18 protein-coding genes, 4 tRNA genes and 1 pseudogene are annotated in these 17,480 nt (G+C 58.8%); 10 read left to right on the forward strand and 13 right to left on the reverse strand.

From position 1 onward, the window contains the following. Positions 1-94: 94 nt before the first annotated feature. Positions 95-526: a pilin gene (locus J0G10_RS26385; protein WP_095048680.1), complete on the reverse strand. Its 432-nt coding sequence runs from the start codon at positions 524-526 to the stop codon at positions 95-97. Between the two features lie 226 nt (positions 527-752). Here J0G10_RS26385 and pilB point away from each other — a divergent pair, with 226 nt between their 5' ends. Genes pilB through yacG form a run of 5 tightly spaced genes read left to right on the forward strand, consistent with a single transcriptional unit; the run spans position 753 to position 5,364 of the window. Further along, positions 753-2,453 carry a type IV-A pilus assembly ATPase PilB gene (gene pilB, locus J0G10_RS26390; protein ID WP_095048681.1) on the forward strand — a complete coding sequence of 567 codons (1,701 nt, stop codon included), beginning with the start codon at positions 753-755 and terminating at the stop codon, positions 2,451-2,453. A gap of 2 nt (positions 2,454-2,455) precedes the next feature. Beyond that, positions 2,456-3,673: a type II secretion system F family protein gene (locus tag J0G10_RS26395; RefSeq protein WP_093434875.1), complete on the forward strand. Its 1,218-nt coding sequence runs from the start codon at positions 2,456-2,458 to the stop codon at positions 3,671-3,673. Position 3,674: 1 nt separating this feature from the next. Continuing rightward, complete coding sequence (locus J0G10_RS26400; RefSeq protein ID WP_095048682.1) at positions 3,675-4,547, forward strand: prepilin peptidase; 873 nt, start codon at positions 3,675-3,677, stop codon at positions 4,545-4,547. Then, positions 4,544-5,167, forward strand: a complete 624-nt coding sequence (gene coaE / locus J0G10_RS26405) for a dephospho-CoA kinase (protein ID WP_095048683.1) — start codon at positions 4,544-4,546, stop codon at positions 5,165-5,167. Before J0G10_RS26400 ends, coaE begins: the two co-directional genes overlap by 4 nt. After that, positions 5,164-5,364, forward strand: a complete 201-nt coding sequence (gene yacG / locus J0G10_RS26410) for a DNA gyrase inhibitor YacG (protein WP_095048684.1) — start codon at positions 5,164-5,166, stop codon at positions 5,362-5,364. The genes coaE and yacG overlap by 4 nt, the downstream gene beginning before the upstream one ends. 6 nt (positions 5,365-5,370) lie before the next feature. Here yacG and J0G10_RS26415 read toward each other — a convergent pair whose 3' ends face one another. The 3 genes from J0G10_RS26415 to J0G10_RS26425 all read right to left on the reverse strand — a co-directional run bounded on the left by J0G10_RS26415 (position 5,371) and on the right by J0G10_RS26425 (position 6,805). Then, a complete protein-coding gene (locus J0G10_RS26415; protein WP_007909901.1) occupies positions 5,371-5,586 on the reverse strand; it encodes a hypothetical protein in 216 nt (71 codons plus the stop codon). A gap of 65 nt (positions 5,587-5,651) precedes the next feature. Then, a complete protein-coding gene (locus J0G10_RS26420; protein ID WP_095048686.1) occupies positions 5,652-6,341 on the reverse strand; it encodes an energy-coupling factor ABC transporter permease in 690 nt (229 codons plus the stop codon). After that, a complete protein-coding gene (locus J0G10_RS26425) occupies positions 6,338-6,805 on the reverse strand; it encodes an FAD/FMN-containing dehydrogenase (RefSeq protein ID WP_220557007.1) in 468 nt (155 codons plus the stop codon). Before J0G10_RS26425 ends, J0G10_RS26420 begins: the two co-directional genes overlap by 4 nt. A gap of 130 nt (positions 6,806-6,935) precedes the next feature. On the opposite strand from J0G10_RS26425, the gene J0G10_RS26430 reads away from it, so the two are divergent. The 5 genes from J0G10_RS26430 to J0G10_RS26450 all read left to right on the forward strand — a co-directional run bounded on the left by J0G10_RS26430 (position 6,936) and on the right by J0G10_RS26450 (position 10,400). Then, positions 6,936-7,562, forward strand: coding sequence for a DUF1780 domain-containing protein (locus J0G10_RS26430; protein ID WP_007909887.1), 627 nt, complete (start codon positions 6,936-6,938; stop codon positions 7,560-7,562). Next, on the forward strand, positions 7,559-8,086 hold the full coding sequence (locus tag J0G10_RS26435) for an MOSC domain-containing protein (RefSeq protein WP_220557008.1): 528 nt from the start codon (positions 7,559-7,561) through the stop codon (positions 8,084-8,086). The genes J0G10_RS26430 and J0G10_RS26435 overlap by 4 nt, the downstream gene beginning before the upstream one ends. 51 nt (positions 8,087-8,137) lie before the next feature. After that, complete coding sequence (locus tag J0G10_RS26440) at positions 8,138-8,311, forward strand: DUF3094 domain-containing protein (protein ID WP_007909875.1); 174 nt, start codon at positions 8,138-8,140, stop codon at positions 8,309-8,311. 66 nt (positions 8,312-8,377) lie between these two features. Then, positions 8,378-9,676 carry an NAD(P)/FAD-dependent oxidoreductase gene (locus tag J0G10_RS26445; RefSeq protein ID WP_016986237.1) on the forward strand — a complete coding sequence of 433 codons (1,299 nt, stop codon included), beginning with the start codon at positions 8,378-8,380 and terminating at the stop codon, positions 9,674-9,676. A gap of 316 nt (positions 9,677-9,992) precedes the next feature. After that, entirely contained in the window at positions 9,993-10,400 is a 408-nt protein-coding gene (locus tag J0G10_RS26450) for an HvfA family oxazolone/thioamide-modified RiPP metallophore (RefSeq protein WP_220557009.1), read from the forward strand. 63 nt (positions 10,401-10,463) lie between these two features. Here the strand turns inward: J0G10_RS26450 and J0G10_RS30420 are convergent, their stop codons facing one another. The 9 genes and pseudogenes from J0G10_RS30420 to rluD all read right to left on the reverse strand — a co-directional run bounded on the left by J0G10_RS30420 (position 10,464) and on the right by rluD (position 17,344). Next, complete coding sequence (locus J0G10_RS30420) at positions 10,464-11,327, reverse strand: methyl-accepting chemotaxis protein (RefSeq protein ID WP_371044025.1); 864 nt, start codon at positions 11,325-11,327, stop codon at positions 10,464-10,466. Beyond that, a pseudogene (locus J0G10_RS30425) lies at positions 11,319-12,089 on the reverse strand (MCP four helix bundle domain-containing protein); the annotation flags it as partial. The pseudogene J0G10_RS30425 and the gene J0G10_RS30420, both read right to left, overlap by 9 nt. 165 nt (positions 12,090-12,254) lie before the next feature. After that, positions 12,255-12,331: transfer RNA gene (locus J0G10_RS26460), tRNA-Pro, on the reverse strand. Positions 12,332-12,428: 97 nt separating this feature from the next. Beyond that, positions 12,429-12,504, reverse strand: a tRNA-Lys gene (locus tag J0G10_RS26465). A 5-nt stretch (positions 12,505-12,509) separates the two neighbouring features. Continuing rightward, positions 12,510-12,586: transfer RNA gene (locus J0G10_RS26470), tRNA-Pro, on the reverse strand. Positions 12,587-12,595: 9 nt separating this feature from the next. After that, a tRNA-Asn gene (locus J0G10_RS26475) sits at positions 12,596-12,671 on the reverse strand. A 297-nt stretch (positions 12,672-12,968) separates the two neighbouring features. Next, the gene (clpB, locus tag J0G10_RS26480) at positions 12,969-15,533 is read right to left on the reverse strand and encodes an ATP-dependent chaperone ClpB (protein ID WP_095048690.1); all 2,565 of its coding nucleotides are present in this window, start codon (positions 15,531-15,533) and stop codon (positions 12,969-12,971) included. Positions 15,534-15,662: 129 nt separating this feature from the next. Next, positions 15,663-16,385: a peptidoglycan editing factor PgeF gene (pgeF, locus tag J0G10_RS26485; protein WP_095048691.1), complete on the reverse strand. Its 723-nt coding sequence runs from the start codon at positions 16,383-16,385 to the stop codon at positions 15,663-15,665. Beyond that, a complete protein-coding gene (gene rluD, locus J0G10_RS26490; RefSeq protein ID WP_016986220.1) occupies positions 16,382-17,344 on the reverse strand; it encodes a 23S rRNA pseudouridine(1911/1915/1917) synthase RluD in 963 nt (320 codons plus the stop codon). The genes pgeF and rluD overlap by 4 nt, the downstream gene beginning before the upstream one ends. Positions 17,345-17,480 lie beyond the last annotated feature (136 nt).

Raw genomic sequence — 17,480 nt, forward strand, 5'->3', positions numbered from 1 at the left:
AGTTCCTAAGACGCTGAAATTATTGAAGCTTTTTAGAAGTGTGAACCAAGAAAAATGCCCCGCATTGCGGGGCATTTGGCAGTCCATCAACAACTCAGGTACCGCTGGCAGTACATCCTTTTGGCGAATAGTCCGGTGCAACGGTCGTACCGCAAGTCCATACGCCCGCACCGGTTCCGGAGGAACGAGTAAGCGTGATGGTTTTATCCAGCACCGGACCTGGCGCATTTTTAATCGTGCAGACGATCGAACCTGCACCCGAAGATGCGGTACCTGTTGCAGACACTGAGCAGTTGGAGGTTAAAACAGTTGCACTGCCAGCCACGTTTGTATTGGTAGGATCGGTGCCCTGATTGATCACATCCTCAAACGGCACTTTCATCGCACTGATTTCCGCCAGCCCCGCCGTCACCTTCGACCGCGCCTGATACTTGGAATACTGCGGCAAGGCGATGGTCGCCAGAATCCCGATGATTGCCACCACGATCAGCAGTTCGATCAGCGTAAACCCTTGTTGTTTTTTCATAGACACGCTCCATGCATGAGTCGAAATCTCATGATCTGAAAGTGACGCAGCATAGGCCATGCCAATGCCTTCAAGACCCGCCCATTGGGGCGCGAAGCGCTTGCAACGCCAATTCCTACAACCTGCAACCGCACTATCTGACACTTTTTGTCACCTGCACCCGCCGTGTTTGGCGCTGTCACTTGACTAGGCTATAAGTCATGAACGGCAAGCGTGCGGAATCCCCATGAATGACATCGCTCTGAGCGGTCTGGCCAAGCAATTGGTCCAGGCCGAACTGCTCACGGAAAAAAGCGCCCAGCAAGCTTGGCAACAGGCCCAACGCAATCGTCTGTCGCTGGTCAGCTATCTGGTGCAGAACAAACTGGTCAAGAGCTCACAGGTCGCCGAGATCGCCTCCGAGCATTTCGGCATGGCCTTGCTTGATCTCAACTGCCTGGACAAGGAAACCCAGCCCAAAGGCCTGGTCAGCGAAAAACTCGTGCGTCAGCATCACGCCATGCCCTTGTGGCGTCGCGGCAACAAGCTGTTCGTGGGCATTTCCGACCCGAGCAATCATCAAGCAATCAACGACATCCAGTTCAGTACCGGGCTGAGCACCGAAGCCATTCTGGTCGAGGACGACAAACTTACCGATGCCATCGAGAAATTCTTCGACACCCACACCAGCGGTCTGGAGGACATGGCCGATGTCGATCTCGACGGGGTCGATGTCGAATCCGTCGACGACAGCAAGCAGGACGCCATCGGCGGGCTCGACGCCGACGATGCGCCGGTGGTGCGCTTCGTGCACAAGATGTTGCTGGATGCGATCAAGAGTGGCTCTTCCGACTTGCACTTCGAGCCTTACGAAAAAAACTACCGGGTGCGGGTGCGCACCGACGGCATCCTGCGCGAGGTTGCCAAACCGCCGATTCAATTGGCCGGGCGCATCGCCGCACGCCTGAAAGTCATGGCCAGCCTGGATATTTCGGAACGGCGCAAACCTCAGGACGGGCGGATCAAGATGCGCCTGTCGAAAAGCAAGTCGATCGATTTCCGGGTCAACACGCTGCCGACCCTGTGGGGCGAAAAAGTGGTGATCCGGATTCTCGACCCGTCCAGCGCGCAGATCGGTATCGACGCGCTCGGCTATGAGCCAGAGCAGAAAGACCTGTACATGGCCGCACTCAAGCAGCCACAGGGCATGATTCTGGTCACCGGGCCGACCGGTTCGGGTAAAACCGTTTCGCTGTATACCGGCCTGAACATCCTCAACACCGTCGACATCAATATCTCCACCGCCGAAGACCCGGTGGAAATCAACATGGAAGGCATCAACCAGGTCAACGTCAATCCCAAGCAAGGGCTCGACTTTGCCCAGGCACTGCGCTCGTTTCTGCGTCAGGACCCGGACGTGATCATGGTCGGCGAGATTCGTGATCTGGAAACTGCCGAGATTGCGATCAAGGCTGCGCAGACCGGTCACCTGGTGCTCTCGACCCTGCACACCAACAGCGCTGCGGAAACCCTGACGCGCCTGCACAACATGGGTATTCCCGGTTTCAACATCGCTACCTCGGTCAGCCTGATCATCGCCCAGCGCCTGGCGCGCAAACTGTGCAGCCACTGCAAAAAAGCCATCGAGATCCCGCGCGAAACCTTACTCAAGGAAGGCTTCCCCGAGGAACGCATCGGCCATTTCACGATCTACGAGCCGGTCGGTTGCGATCACTGCAACGGCGGTTACAAAGGACGCGTGGGGATTTATGAAGTGGTGAAAAACACACCGGAGCTGCAACGCTTGATCATGGCCGAAGGCAATTCGCTGGAAATCGACCTGCAGATGCGCCGCGACGGCTTCGACGACCTGCGCACCTCCGGACTGCACAAGGCCATGCAAGGCATCACCAGTCTTGAAGAAATCAACCGGGTCACCAAGGACTGAACATGGCGGTCAAGGCAGCAAAAATCAGTATTTATGCCTGGGAAGGCACGGACAGAAAAGGCAGCAAAGTCACCGGTGAATTGAGCGGACAGAACCCGGCGCTGATCAAGGCACAATTGCGTAAACAGGGGATCAATCCCGGCAAGGTGCGCAAGAAATCCGCGTCATTGTTGAGCTTTGGCAAACGCATCAAGGCCCGGGACATTGCCCTGTTCACCCGGCAGATGGCGACCATGATGAAAGCCGGCGTACCGCTGTTGCAGTCGTTCGACATTATTGGCGAAGGCTTTGATAACCCGGCCATGCGCAAACTGGTGGACGACGTGAAACAGGAGGTCGCGGCCGGTAACAGCTTCGCCGCAGCCCTGCGCAAGAAACCGCAGTATTTCGACGAGTTGTATTGCAACCTGGTCGATGCCGGCGAACAGTCCGGCGCCCTCGACACCTTGCTCGAACGCGTCGCGACCTATAAGGAAAAAAGCGAAAGCCTCAAAGCCAAGATCAAGAAAGCCATGACCTATCCCACCGCCGTGGTGCTGGTCGCGGCTGTTGTCACCGGGATTCTGCTGGTCAAAGTAGTGCCACAATTTCAGTCAGTGTTTTCCGGTTTCGGCGCCGAACTGCCGGCGTTCACCCTGATGGTGATCAGCCTGTCGGAATTCATGCAGCAATGGTGGTGGGCCATTCTCGCTGCGCTGGTCGCGGCCATTTTCGGCACCCGCCACGCGCTGAAAACCTCCCAGGCACTGCGCGATCGCAAAGACACTTGGCTGCTGAAACTGCCACTGGTGGGCACGCTGATGTACAAGTCCGCCGTGGCGCGATTCGCTCGAACCTTGTCCACCACGTTTGCCGCCGGTGTGCCGTTGGTCGAAGCGCTTGACTCGGTGGCCGGCGCCACCGGCAACGTGGTCTTCAAGCGAGCCGTGCTGCGCATTCGCCAGGACGTGTCCACCGGTATGCAGCTGAATTTCTCGATGCGCAGCACCGGGGTCTTTCCCAGCATGGCCGTGCAAATGACCGCGATTGGCGAAGAGTCCGGCGCCCTGGATGACATGCTCGACAAGGTTGCGGGCTTTTACGAGGAAGAAGTGGATAACATGGTCGACAACCTCACCAGCCTCATGGAGCCGTTCATCATGGTCGTGCTGGGGGTAATCGTCGGCGGGCTGGTGGTGGCCATGTACCTGCCGATCTTCCAACTCGGCTCAGCGATCTGACATGCCTATCGACGAACTGTTTGCCGTGTATCCGCTAGCGTTTGTCGGCACCGCCCTGCTGCTGGGCCTGGTGGTCGGCAGCTTCCTCAATGTGCTGATATGGCGCCTGCCGAAAATGCTCGAACGCGACTGGCGCCAGCAGGCACACGATGTGCTCGGTTTGCCCGGCGAAGCCTCGCAACCCGTCTACAACCTGATGCTGCCGCACTCCGAATGCCCCCATTGCGCCCACCGTATTCGCCCGTGGGAAAACATTCCCCTGCTCAGTTATCTGTGGCTGCGTGGGCGCTGCTCAGCGTGCTCCGCACCGATCAGCAAACGTTATCCGTTGACCGAGCTGGCCTGTGGGCTGCTCTCGGCCTTCATCGCCTGGCACTTGGGTTTCGGTTGGCCGGCGTGCTTGCTGATCGTCCTCACCTGGGGTCTGCTGGCGATGAGTCTGATCGACACCGAGCATCAACTATTGCCTGATGTGCTGGTGTTGCCGTTGCTGTGGCTGGGGTTGATCGTCAACAGTTTCGGCCTGTTCGTGACCTTGCACGATGCGTTGTGGGGCGCGGTGGCCGGTTATCTGGCGCTGTGGTCAGTGTTCTGGCTGTTCAAGCTGCTGACCGGCAAGGATGGCATCGGTCATGGTGACTTCAAGCTGTTGGCGCTGCTGGGGGCATGGGGCGGCTGGCAGATTCTGCCGCTGACGATTCTGTTGTCATCACTGGTCGGCGCCATTATCGGGGTGATTTTGTTGCGCCTGCGAGAGCAAAAAACCTCGACGCCAATCCCCTTCGGCCCTTATCTGGCAATTGCCGGCTGGATTGCCTTGCTCTGGGGTGGTCAAATAACCGCCTTCTATTGGCAGTTTGTCGGTTTGAAATGAATACCCCTGTGCAAAAACCCTGGATTCTCGGCCTCACCGGCGGCATTGGCAGCGGCAAAAGCGCGGCGGCTCAGCACTTCATTGATCTGGGTATCCACGTGGTGGATGCCGATCACGCGGCGCGCTGGGTGGTTGAACCGGGGCGCCCGGCGCTGGCGAAGATTGCCGAACACTTCGGCCCCGACGTGTTGCAGGCCGATGGCACGCTGGATCGCGCTGCCCTGCGCAAACTGATCTTCGAAGAGCCGGAGCAACGCCGTTGGCTCGAAGCCCTGCTGCATCCGTTGATCGCCGAGGAAATCGCTCATCACCTGGCGCAGGCAAAATCGCCTTATGCGATTCTTGTGTCGCCGCTGCTGATCGAATCCGGGCAATACGCGATGACCCAGCGCATTCTGGTGATCGACGCTCCGCAACAATTGCAGATCGAACGCACTTTGCAGCGTGACCAGACCAGCGAGCAGCAGGTTCAGGCGATCCTCAAGGCCCAGTCGAGCCGCGAAGAGCGTGTGAGCCGCGCCGACGACGTGGTCGTCAACGACCGCGACCTCGCCTGGCTGCACAGCGAAGTCGAGCGTCTGCATCACTTTTACCTGACTTTATCCGGAGGCCAAGCATGAGCCAGATCCCCACCGTTGAATGCCCGACCTGCGGCGCCCCCGTGGAATTCATCCCCGAAAACAAGTTTCGGCCGTTCTGCTCTGATCGCTGCAAGCTGATCGACCTCGGCGCCTGGGCGTCGGAAGAACACAAGATTCCGGTCGCACCGGATGCCGAGGACGAACTGTTTTCCGGCGACTTCGATCCGCGTCACTGATCTCGATCAGGGCCGCATAAAGCCGTAGTCCTGATCGTCGTCGAGGTTTTCCGCCAGAAAGCGCAACTCGTCGGCCAGGTCTTCGGCGTTGCGCACGGCCTTGCTCTGCTGCACCACCGCACTGAGCAAGGCACGCAAACTCAACCCCGGGTCAAAGCCCACCTCCTGCGCCATGTCCAGACTCTGCCGGGTCTCCTGCCTTGCCCACTCGTAAACACTCATGCCGCTGCTCCTGAAGGGATTTGCGCGAGCATGAAATTTCCCGCGCGTGGCGGATTTGATGTGGATCAAGACTTCGGATCGTCGTCCTTCCACGGCGCCGAAAGGTAGCGCGTGCGGTTGAAGGTCTCCAGCCACTCCGGGCTGAATACCACCAGCGCACTGATGATCATGCCGTTGATGAACGCTTCGGGGAAAATGATCAGCCACACGTAACCGATGAAGTCTTCCAGCCACTCCGGCATGGCGAAAAGGCCGTCGTACCACAGCAGCGTCAGGCTGAGGATCAGGCACAACAAGGCCGACAACGCGGCGGCAAAAAAACCGGAACAGAAGATGTACACGAACGGGTTGCGCGGTTGAGCACGCTCGACAAGGATTGCCACGCACTCGGTGACCAGCACCGGCAGCAAAATGAACAAGGCGCCATTGACCCCCATCGCCGCAAGATCCTGACGCCCGAGCAGTACCAGGCCGATTTGCGCCACCAGTCCGCCAACGATCGCCAGCGGCCAGTCCAGCAACAGGGTTACCGCCGTCATGCCGAGGAAGTGATACGACACGCCTGTGTCGAAATCCCTGCGCATCAACCACAAGAGAAACAACGCAAACACGGTGCCGAACAGCAGATGCTGACGCCGGCTGTCGCTGAACAACTCGACCCACGGCGCCCGCACGATCGCCCAAAGCAGCACCGGCAGATAAATCAGCCAGCCCAGCAACAGACTTTCGGTCGCCAGCACCTCAACGCCGATCATGGGCGCGCCTTCTCCAGTGCCTCGCGCAGGTCACCCGCGTTGGCGTACTCACGTTGCGAGAGCAATCGACCGTCCTTGAGTTGCAACCACAACACCTGGCCTTCCGCGCCGGGATAGCGCGACGCAACCCGTCCTTCTCGATCCAGCATGACCCGATAGTGGTAGTCGCGCATGGCCGGTACGGCAAACATTTTGGCAATCAGCGCCGGCATGCGCTGGATGTCGGCAACGAACACCGCGTGACGGGCCTCCAGATAGCCCTTGGGTTGGTCCTTCAACGCTTCCTTGATCAGCTTGGCGCCGTCCATATCCCGTGCCACCAGCAGCGTGGTGGTGCTGTTGTCGAGGGTGAAGGGTTGCTCGTACTGATCGAGCAACGTCCAGGGAGCCAGTTGCTCACCGGTTTCGAGTGCATGGGCACACAGCGGAAAAACAGCAAACAGCAGCAGCCAGCGAAATTTCACGATGAGTCCTCACGGTTTGGCGCAAATAATCGATTTCCATGAGTCTACACCGCCCTTCTCCACTACCCACTGATGCACTTTGCCGCGGAACGCTTTCAGCTTGTCGCATTTGAACGCTAAGCTTGGGCTTATGGATGACTCAGATTATTTACGCCTGCTGACCATCGCGGCCGAGCAGGCCAACGCCTTTCTGTCCAATGCCCGCAAATGGGAGCGTGAGCGTTGGGTTTGCCAGCGCCTGCTGCAAGGCCTGAACATTCCCTACCGCGCCGATGAATTCGCGCCGGCCGGCGAGCCGCCGGACGTATTGTTTCGCGATGCCAATTTCGAGGTGTTCTTCGTGCTCGACGAGGGGCGCCGGCTCAACGACGAATGGCGCGATGAATTGCAGCGGCGGCGTAGCGCCTTTTCTCTCAGTCAGTTGGTCCGCCGTGAAGCCAAGCCGAAACGAATCCCGGCCAATGAATTCCTGCTGCGACTGGCGCCGACCCTGCGCAAAAAAGCACACAACTACAAAGAGCGCGGCATGGATCTCGGCGAACTGGACATCATCGCCTTCGCCAGCCTCAAACGAGAAGTACTGGATTTGAACAGCCATTTCCCCCCGCCCACCGAATACCTACGTCAGGGCTGGCGCTCGCTGTCGCTCGTCGGCCCGACCTTCGCCCGCGTGCTGTTCGCCCACCCGGACGCGCCGGATTTTCTGCGCAGCAACCTCGGTCGCAGCATCGTTTTTGATGTGGGAATCAGCCTGTGACCCCCCTTCAGCAATTGATCGCCGATGTACCGCAGACCGGATGTGTGCGCTGGATTGGCGTGCGCCCCGAGTCGCGCGGGCCGATGATCGAACTCGATGCCGTCGAGGCGCGGCTGGAAGCTGGACTGACCGGCGATCACGCCCGTCCCGGTGTGCGTAACGCGCGACAGGTGACCCTGATCCAGTGGGAACATCTGGCGGTAATCAGCGCCTTGATGGGTCGCCCCGACGATCAACCCGTCAGGCCTGAAGATCTGCGGCGCAATCTGGTTGTCAGCGGTATCAATTTGTTTAGCCTCAAGGGTCGGCGCTTTCGCATCGGTCAGGCAATATTCGAAACCACGGGCTGGTGTCAGCCCTGCGCACGCCTGCAGAACAACCTCGGCCCGGGCACCTTTCAAGCGGTGCGCGGCCATGGCGGAATTACCGCGCGGGTGTTACAAAGCGGGATCATTCGCCTCGAAGATCGGGTGAGCGTCGAACCGGTTCCGGACAGCGGCTATGCTGCGTTCAACCCCGGATAAAAACCGCTGTAGCTTCTGCCCATTCAGCAACGTCTACCTGACGAGGCAAATATGACCAGCCGCCTGAACCCCGAAGACCAGAAACATGTCGAAGAGTACCTGCAACTGTCCCAACACCGAGTCGAGCGCCGGCCTTTCCGGCCGTGGATGCTCCTCGTGCTGGTGCTGGCAGTGACCATTGGTCTGGGCCTGTTGAGCCGATTTATCAGTTACCTGACGCTATGAGCAGCCTGGCGCTCGCTTGGGTAATGACGACAAAGATTTCCTTTAAAAACCTTGCGAGTTATCCCTATGTCCCATCGTATTGTTATTGTCGGCGGCGGCGCCGGCGGTCTGGAGTTGGCTACCCGTCTGGGTAAGACTCTGGGCAAGCGCGGCACGGCCAGTGTGATGCTGGTCGACGCGAACCTGACGCACATCTGGAAGCCCCTGCTGCACGAAGTAGCCGCCGGATCGCTGAACTCCTCCGAAGACGAACTCAACTATGTTGCCCAGGCAAAATGGAACCACTTCGAGTTCCAGCTAGGGCGCATGAGCGGGCTCGATCGCGCACAGAAGAAAATCCAGCTCGCCGCCACCTACGACGAAAACGGCGTAGAACTGGTGCCTGCACGTGAAGTGCAATACGACTCGCTGGTGATCAGCGTCGGCAGCACCACCAACGACTTCGGCACTCAGGGCGCGGCGCAGCACTGCCTGTTCCTCGACACACGCAAACAGGCCGAGCGCTTCCACCAGCAATTGCTTAATCACTATCTGCGTGCACACGCCGGGCAAACCGATGTGGTCGAGCAGATCAGCGTGGCGATTGTCGGTGCCGGCGCCACAGGCGTTGAACTGGCGGCAGAACTGCACAACGCCGCCCATGAACTGGCGGCTTATGGCCTGGACCGGATCAAACCGGAAAACATGCATATCACCCTGATCGAAGCCGGTCCACGGGTGTTGCCCGCCCTGCCGGAGCGCATCAGCGGGCCGGTGCACAAGACCCTGGAAAAACTCGGGGTCAACGTGATGACCAACGCTTCGGTCAGCGAAGTGACCGCCGACAGCCTGATCACCGCCGATGGCAACGAGATCAAGGCCAGCCTGAAAGTCTGGGCAGCGGGCATTCGCGCGCCGGGTTTCCTCAAGGACATCGACGGCCTGGAAACCAACCGCATCAATCAACTGCAAGTGCTGCCGACACTGCAAACCACCCGCGACGAGAACATCTTTGCTTTCGGTGACTGCGCCGCGTGCCCGCAACCGGGTACCGATCGCAATGTGCCGCCGCGTGCCCAAGCCGCACACCAACAGGCGTCGCTGCTGGCCAAATCGCTGAAACTGCGCATCGAAGGCAAGACCTTGCCGGAGTACAAGTACACCGACTACGGCTCGCTGATCTCGCTGTCGCGTTTTTCGGCGGTGGGTAACTTGATGGGCAACCTGACCGGCAGCGTGATGCTCGAAGGCTGGCTGGCGCGGATGTTTTACGTGTCGCTGTATCGCATGCACCAGATGGCGCTGTACGGGCCATTCCGCACAGCGATGCTGATGCTGGGCAGCAAGATTGGCCGTGGTACTGAACCGCGTCTGAAACTGCACTAAAACCTGTGGGAGCGAGCCGGCTCCGGGCGGCGATCCGACGAATGCGGCGTGTCAAACGACAAAAATGTCGACTGATACAACATCTTCGTCGGATCGCTGCCCGGAGCCGGCTCGCTCCCACAATGTTTTGTGTTGATCGAAAGATCTGTTTCTTACTGTATCCCCGCCCCGCTTTTCCCTCCTTCGCTTACAAACTCCCCCGCTCCGCGACACAGTCGCGATACACCGCCACCGCTTAATGGCCACACCCGAGCAACACCTGCTCAGGCAATCGTCCTTAACGTGTGGTTGCGCAGTGCAGCCCAGGAGAATGTAAATGTCCCGTACTTCGACCCTCGGTAAAAAATCCATTGGCCTGATCGGCGCCGCGCTGGCGGGCGGCCTGATGTTGTCCGGTTCGGTGTTTGCCGCTCAGCCACTGGCGCAGGGCTACATGGTTGCCTCGGCGGAAACCTCGCTGAAAGCGCCGGAAGGCAAATGCGGTGAAGGCAAATGTGGCGATGCTTCGATGGCCAAGACGGACAGCGACGGTGACGGCAAGGTCTCGCGCGCCGAATTTCTGAAAGTCGCGCCGAAGTCCGACTTCGACAAGATCGACACCAACCATGACGGTTTCATCGACGAGCAAGAGGCCTACAACAACGTGAAGGCCAACTTTGAAGCCAACGGCAAGAAGATGCCGAAAGGCCTGTTCGAACACCTGAAAGACCAAGACGGCGCCTGATCGACAATAAAAAACAAGCCGCGCTTCTCCTGAAAGAAACGCGGCTTTTTCACGTCTGCCCGTTTACAACTGGAAGCGCCGTACCATGCCCTGCAAGGCATTGGCCAGTTGCGATAACTCATGGCTGGACGCGCTGGTCTGGTCAGCACCTGCGGCAGAACGTACCGATAAATCACGAATATTCACCAGGTTGCGATCCACTTCCCGGGCTACTTGCGCTTGTTCTTCAGCTGCGCTGGCGATCACCAGATTGCGTTCATGGATCTCATGCACCGACGCGGTAATGGTTTGCAGCGCCTCACCGGCGCGCTCAGCCAAGGCCAGCGTGGTCGTCGCCCGCGCGGTACTGGCCTGCATCGAATCCAGCGCCAGGCTCGAACCGCTGCGCATGCCCTGGACCATCTGCTCGATCTCCTGCGTCGATTGCTGCGTGCGATACGCCAGGGCCCGCACTTCATCGGCGACTACGGCAAAGCCTCGCCCGCTCTCACCGGCCCGCGCCGCCTCAATCGCCGCGTTGAGCGCCAGCAAATTGGTCTGCTCGGCAATCGCCCGAATCACGTCCAGCACTTTGCCGATGTCCTGCGATTGATTGGCCAGTGATTGCACCAACTCACCGGTCTGTTGCACATCGCTGGCCAGTGCATTGATGGCCGTGGCAGTCTCACTGACCCGCACCTGGCCCAGATGCGCCGACTCGCTGGATTGACGGGTCGCGTCAGACGTCGACACCGCATTGCGTGCGACCTCTTCCACTGCTGCCGTCATCTGGTTGACGGCCGTCGCGGCTTGTTCGATTTCGTTGTTCTGTTGTTGCAGTCCCTGGGTGCTGTCGAGCGTCACCGCATTGAGTTCATCGGCAGCGGTCGCCAGTTGCGTGGCCGAACCGCTGATGCCTTGCAGCGTCTCTCGCAGGTTTTGCTGCATGGTCGCCAAGGCTTTGAGCAAGCGACTGACTTCATCGTTGCCATGGGTTTCGATCGGCCGGGTCAGATCCCCCTGCGCGACACTTTCAGCTGCGCTGACGGCGCTGCTGAGCGGACGAACGATACTGCGGGTGAGCATCATCGCCAGTGCCACCGTGGCCAGCGCGGCCAACGCAATAAACAAACTGACAATCGTGCGCGAGTTTTCATAGTGCGCAGCGGACTTCTGGCTTTCGGCGGCGACCTGTTTGGCGAACAGGTCTGCCAGGTCGTTGAGTTGCTTGCCGGAGCCATCGACGACGGTTTTCATGTCGACCAGCAACAACCGGGTCAACTCATCACGTTTGCCTTGCTCGGCGAGGGCGAAGGATTGAGCGATACCGCTGCGATAAGCGGCGAAGGTCTTTTTGAATTGGTCATATAGCTGCTGGCCTTCCGGGGTGTTGACCAGTTTGTCGTAGGCGGCGATTTTCTCGCTCAGCTCCTTGTCGCGGGTGTCCATCTGGCTGCGGTAAGTCGCAATGTTGGCCGGATCCTGATCCAGCGCCATGCGCAGCGAGATGGTGCGGATGCGCAGCATGATCTCGCGAATCTCGTCGCCGCCACGAATACTCGGCAGCCACTGATTTTCCACCGCGACTTCACTGTCGCGAATACTCGACATCTGCCCGAGCGCAAACACGCCGAGCAAGGCCACCAACACCGCGATCAGGGCGAACCCCAGGGCCGCCCGGGGAGCAATATTCAACTGACGAAGCAACATGACGAACGCCCTTATTCTTGTATTGGCCAGATTCAAGGGGCGAAAGCCATGGCAGTCCCCTCGTGTTAGCGGGCTATCGGCAGGTTGTATGATGACTTGAAGGGGAAATGAGTTTTTGTCGGACAAAAAAAATCCCCGTATCTTTCGATACGAGGATTTTTAATATGGTCGGGGTAAGGGGATTCGAACTCCTGACATCCTGCTCCCAAAGCAGGCGCGCTACCGGACTGCGCTATACCCCGGTAAAAAAAAGGCGACCTTTCAAAGATCGCCTTCTTCGATCAGCGCTTTTGGCCTCTGATCTTAAGATTCGATCCCAGCGCAAACTGGTTTCAAAAATGGTGGGTCGTGTGGGATTCGAACCTACGACCAATTGGTTAAAAGCCAACTGCTCTACCAACTGAGCTAACGACCCAAAAATGGTCGGGGTAAGGGGATTCGAACTCCTGACATCCTGCTCCCAAAGCAGGCGCGCTACCGGACTGCGCTATACCCCGGCTTGAAATTGGCTCCGTGACCAGGACTCGAACCTGGGACCCAATGATTAACAGTCATTTGCTCTACCGACTGAGCTATCACGGAACTACATATTTCAATTTACAACGGTGAAACTTACTGCATCTAGCCACTCGTTCGCATCGCTGCGTTCGTGTGTCTGAGGCGCGCTATTCTACAACCTAGAACACCTCTGTCAACCCCCTAAATTGCTTTCAAGTTAATGATTTGCAACTTATTTCAGATTTCAACTCAGTGAGCTGAGACCGTCTTGGCGACTGACTGCGGGGCGCACTTTACAAGCCTTTTCCTTTGAGTTCAACAGCCTAACGAAAAAAAAGGCCCCACAATGTGGGGCCCTCCTTTTTTCATTGGCGCTCAGGCTTAGTTGAAAACGATTTCGTCGTTCTCGACAGTGCCGGTTGCCGTGTCGCCCGGCATGAAGTGACCCGAGAGGATCAACTGCGCCAGCGGGTTTTCGATCCAGCGCTGAATTGCCCGTTTCAAAGGACGTGCGCCATACACCGGGTCGTAGCCAACGGCGATCAGCTTATCCATCGTCTCTGGACTGAGTTCCAGCTTCAGCTCGCGCTCGGCCAGACGGCTGCGCAGACGGCCCAACTGGATCTCGGTAATGCCCGCGATCTGATCCCGCGCCAAAGGCTCGAAGATCACCACTTCGTCGACCCGGTTGATGAACTCCGGACGGAAGTGCGACGTCAGCGCATCCATGACTGCAGCACGTTGAGCCTCACGATCACCGACCAGTTCCTGGATCTGTACCGACCCCAGGTTCGAAGTCATGACGATCACGGTGTTGCGGAAATCCACCGTACGGCCATGGCTGTCGGTCAGGCGACCATCCTCGAGCACTTGCAGCAAGATGTTGAACACATCCGGGTGCGCCTTCTCGACTTCGTCCAGCAGGATCACCGAATAAGGCTTGCGACGCACCGCCTCAGTCAGGTAACCACCCTCTTCGTAGCCGACGTATCCCGGTGGTGCACCGATCAGGCGAGCCACGGAATGTTTCTCCATGAACTCGGACATGTCGATCCGCACCATCGCCTCTTCCGTATCAAAGAGGAATTCGGCCAGCGCCTTGCACAGCTCGGTTTTACCGACACCGGTCGGGCCGAGGAACATGAACGAGCCGCTCGGACGATTCGGGTCGGACAACCCGGCACGCGAACGGCGTACCGCGTTGGCGACGGCGACCACGGCCTCTTCCTGACCGATCACCCGTTTGTGCAACAGGCTTTCCATCTTCATCAGCTTGTCGCGCTCGCCTTCGAGCATTTTCGACACCGGGATGCCGGTCCACTTCGACACAACTTCAGCGATTTCTTCTTCAGTCACCTTGCTGCGCAGCAACTGGTTCTCGCTCTTGCCGTGCTGGTCGACCATTTGCAGGCTGCGTTCCAGATCCGGGATCACCCCGTACTGCAATTCAGCCATACGGTTGAGGTCACCTTTACGGCGCGCGGCTTCCAGTTCCTGCCGCGACTGCTCGATCTTCTGCTGAATCTGCGCAGAACCCTGCACCTCGGCTTTTTCCGAGTTCCAGATTTCTTCCAGATCGGAATACTCGCGTTCGAGGCGGACGATTTCTTCCTGGAGTTTCTCCAGACGTTTCATCGCCGCTTCGTCGCTTTCTTTCTTCAGCGCCTGGGATTCCACCTTCAACTGAATCAGGCGACGTTCCAGACGATCGAGCACTTCCGGCTTGGAGTCGATTTCCATGCGGATGCGGCTGGCGGCCTCGTCGATCAGATCGATGGCCTTGTCCGGTAACTGCCGGTCAGTGATGTAGCGATGGCTGAGCTTGGCAGCAGCAATGATCGCACCGTCGGTGATTGCCACCTTGTGGTGAACCTCGTAACGCTCTTTAAGGCCACGCAGGATGGCAATGGTGTCTTCTTCGCTCGGCTCATCCACCAGAACTTTCTGGAAGCGTCGCTCGAGGGCCGCATCCTTCTCTATATATTGGCGGTACTCGTTGAGCGTGGTCGCGCCAACGCAGTGCAACTCACCGCGAGCCAGCGCAGGCTTGAGCATGTTGCCGGCATCCATCGAGCCTTCGCCTTTACCGGCGCCGACCATGGTATGCAGTTCGTCGATGAACAGAATGATCTGCCCTTCCTGCTTCGACAGTTCGTTGAGCAACGATTTCAGGCGCTCTTCGAACTCACCGCGATACTTGGCACCGGCAATCAGCGCGCCCATGTCCAGCGAGAGCAGACGCTTGCCTTTAAGGCCGTCCGGGACTTCGCCGTTGATGATGCGCTGGGCCAGACCTTCGGCAATCGCGGTTTTACCCACACCAGGCTCACCGATCAGCACCGGGTTGTTCTTGGTGCGGCGTTGCAGAACCTGAATGGTGCGACGAATTTCGTCGTCACGGCCAATCACCGGGTCAAGCTTGCCGTCTTCGGCGCGCTTGGTCAGGTCGACGGTGTATTTATCCAGCGCCTGCCGCGACTCTTCGTGGTTGGCGTCGTTTACCGCTTCGCCGCCACGCAGGTTGTTGATCGCGTTTTCCAGGGCCTTCTTGCTCACGCCTTGGCCGAGCAGCAACTTGCCGAGCTTGCTGTTCTCGTCCATTGCGGCGAGCAGCACCAGTTCGCTGGAGATGAACTGGTCGCCCTTCTGCTGGGCCAGACGGTCAGCCTGATTGAGCAGGCGCGCCAGATCCTGCGACATGTTGACGTCGCCGGTCGGGTTCTGGATTTTCGGTAATTGGTCGAGCTCTTTGGTCAGCTCTTTACGCAAGCTGTTGACGTCGAAGCCCACCTGCATCAGCAGAGGCTTGATCGAACCACCCTGCTGTTCAAGCATGGCTTGCATCAAGTGCGCCGGCTCAATCGCCGGATGATCGTGGCCGACAGCCAACGACTGGGCGTCGGACAAGGCCAACTGTAATTTGCTGGTTAAACGGTCTATTCGCATAAGTCACCTTCCTTTTGAGCAGGCCGGACCTAAAAACCATCCTGAATAAAGAAACCTGCCAGATACCGCTATAGATGCGGTCGATTCTGCAAGATTCAAGCGTCAGAGGGTTGATGCAGATCAGACAGTTTAGCGGGTGAGCCAAACGAGGGAGGCAAAGCGACCGGTGCGTGACGCACGGCGATAGGAGAAGAAGCGTGGATCGGTCACGGTGCAGAAACCACCGCCGTAAACCGCTGTGACACCACGTTCAGCCAGACGCAGGCGCGCCAGCTTATAGATGTCAGCCATGAACTTGCCGGCATTGTCGCTCGGTACGAAGGCTTCTGCTGCTTCAGGCAGTTGATTGATGAAGACTTCCCGTACTTCCGGGCCGACTTCAAAGGCTTTGGGGCCAATGGCAGGGCCGAGCCAGACCAGCACTTCTGCGGCCGGAACATCGAGACTGTCGAGGGTAGCTTCCAGCACACCCGCCGCCAGACCCCGCCAACCGGCATGAGCCGCCGCTACACGAGTGCCGGCACGATCGCAGAACAATGCTGGCAGGCAATCCGCCGTCATCGCCGCGCAGGCGATACCCGGCGTTGCTGTCCAGCTGGCGTCTGCGGTCGCAACAATGCCCGGATCCGCATGCGCCACGGCAATTCCGTGCACTTGCTGCAACCAGGCAGGCTGTATAGAGAAGTGATCGGTGAGGCGCCGACGGTTCTCGGCCACAGCCTCAGGACGATCATCGACATGATCGCCCAGATTGAGGCTGTCGAACGGCGCCTCGCTGACGCCACCCTCGCGGGTGCTGACGCAGGCTTTGACGCTGGCCGGCGCAGGCCAGTCCGGCGTCAGCCAGTTCATCCGACGAAGGCCTCGCGATCCTGTTTGAGCAGGGTCAGCAGCCAGACGAAATCTTCCGGCAGCGGTGACTCCCAGCTCATGCGCTCACCGGTCGTCGGATGATCCAGCTCAAGGAAGCGCGCGTGCAGGGCCTGACGCGGGAAATGCTTGAGGGATTCAACCATCGTCGGGTTAGCCGCTGGCGGAATGCGGAAACGGCCGCCATACGCCGGATCGCCGACCAACGGAAAGTTGATGTGCGACATGTGTACGCGAATCTGGTGAGTACGACCGGTTTCCAGCTTCACCCGTACGTGGGTGTGCGAGCGGAAGCGCTCCAGCACACGGTAGTGACTGACGGCAGGCTTGCCGCCCTCCATCACCGCCATGCGCTGGCGCTGCTGGCCGTGGCGACCGATCGGGGCGTTGATCTTGCCCCCAGCGGTGACCACACCGATCACGATGCACTCATAGATGCGGCTGACGCTGCGACTCTGCAGTTGCGTCACCAGCTTGGTCTGCGCCTGAATGGTCTTGGCCACCACCATCAGACCGGTGGTGTCCTTGTCCAGACGATGCACGATACCGGCGCGCGGGACATTGATGATGTCCGGCACATGGTGCAGCAACGCGTTGAGCAGCGTGCCATCGGCGTGACCGGCAGCCGGGTGTACCACCAGGCCCGCAGGCTTGTTGATCACCAGGATGTCGTCGTCTTCATAGACGATGTCGAGTTCGATGTCCTGGGCGATCCATTCGCCCTGGGCTTCCTGCTCGGCAGTCAGCTCAAGGATGGCACCGCCGTGCACGATGTCGCGAGGGCGGATGACCGCCCCGTCCACAGTCAGGCGACCTTCTTTGATCCAGGCGGAAAGGCGCGAGCGAGAGTGCTCAGCGAAGAGTTGGGCAGCGACTTGATCGAGGCGTTGGCCGCCCAATTCGGACGGCACCTCTGCGCGAAGTTCAATTTTATCGGACATGCTCTGACTGTGCGTCGGCACAGCTTTTGGTTTCGGCTGCGCGCTTGTGGTTAAATACGGCGTCTTTTGCCCCGAGGCTTTTCAACGGGGCGCTCATCATAACAGGACGGCCCCGCCCAAGACAGCGGCCGTCATA

Origin of the sequence: Pseudomonas germanica (assembly GCF_019614655.1) — a bacterium.
GTDB lineage: Bacteria > Pseudomonadota > Gammaproteobacteria > Pseudomonadales > Pseudomonadaceae > Aquipseudomonas > Aquipseudomonas neuropathica.

What these genes read in the sequence shown, in the direction of transcription:
- J0G10_RS26385 (WP_095048680.1), bottom strand. Translation starts at nt 526, where the DNA reads ATGAAAAAACAACAAGGGTTTACGCTGATCGAACTGCTGATCGTGGTG.
- pilB (WP_095048681.1), top strand. Translation starts at nt 753, where the DNA reads ATGAATGACATCGCTCTGAGCGGTCTGGCCAAGCAATTGGTCCAGGCC.
- J0G10_RS26395 (WP_093434875.1), top strand. Translation starts at nt 2,456, where the DNA reads ATGGCGGTCAAGGCAGCAAAAATCAGTATTTATGCCTGGGAAGGCACG.
- J0G10_RS26400 (WP_095048682.1), top strand. Translation starts at nt 3,675, where the DNA reads ATGCCTATCGACGAACTGTTTGCCGTGTATCCGCTAGCGTTTGTCGGC.
- coaE (WP_095048683.1), top strand. Translation starts at nt 4,544, where the DNA reads ATGAATACCCCTGTGCAAAAACCCTGGATTCTCGGCCTCACCGGCGGC.
- yacG (WP_095048684.1), top strand. Translation starts at nt 5,164, where the DNA reads ATGAGCCAGATCCCCACCGTTGAATGCCCGACCTGCGGCGCCCCCGTG.
- J0G10_RS26415 (WP_007909901.1), bottom strand. Translation starts at nt 5,586, where the DNA reads ATGAGTGTTTACGAGTGGGCAAGGCAGGAGACCCGGCAGAGTCTGGAC.
- J0G10_RS26420 (WP_095048686.1), bottom strand. Translation starts at nt 6,341, where the DNA reads ATGATCGGCGTTGAGGTGCTGGCGACCGAAAGTCTGTTGCTGGGCTGG.
- J0G10_RS26430 (WP_007909887.1), top strand. Translation starts at nt 6,936, where the DNA reads ATGGATGACTCAGATTATTTACGCCTGCTGACCATCGCGGCCGAGCAG.
- J0G10_RS26440 (WP_007909875.1), top strand. Translation starts at nt 8,138, where the DNA reads ATGACCAGCCGCCTGAACCCCGAAGACCAGAAACATGTCGAAGAGTAC.
- J0G10_RS26445 (WP_016986237.1), top strand. Translation starts at nt 8,378, where the DNA reads ATGTCCCATCGTATTGTTATTGTCGGCGGCGGCGCCGGCGGTCTGGAG.
- J0G10_RS26450 (WP_220557009.1), top strand. Translation starts at nt 9,993, where the DNA reads ATGTCCCGTACTTCGACCCTCGGTAAAAAATCCATTGGCCTGATCGGC.
- J0G10_RS30420 (WP_371044025.1), bottom strand. Translation starts at nt 11,327, where the DNA reads ATGCAGCAAAACCTGCGAGAGACGCTGCAAGGCATCAGCGGTTCGGCC.
- clpB (WP_095048690.1), bottom strand. Translation starts at nt 15,533, where the DNA reads ATGCGAATAGACCGTTTAACCAGCAAATTACAGTTGGCCTTGTCCGAC.
- pgeF (WP_095048691.1), bottom strand. Translation starts at nt 16,385, where the DNA reads ATGAACTGGCTGACGCCGGACTGGCCTGCGCCGGCCAGCGTCAAAGCC.
- rluD (WP_016986220.1), bottom strand. Translation starts at nt 17,344, where the DNA reads ATGTCCGATAAAATTGAACTTCGCGCAGAGGTGCCGTCCGAATTGGGC.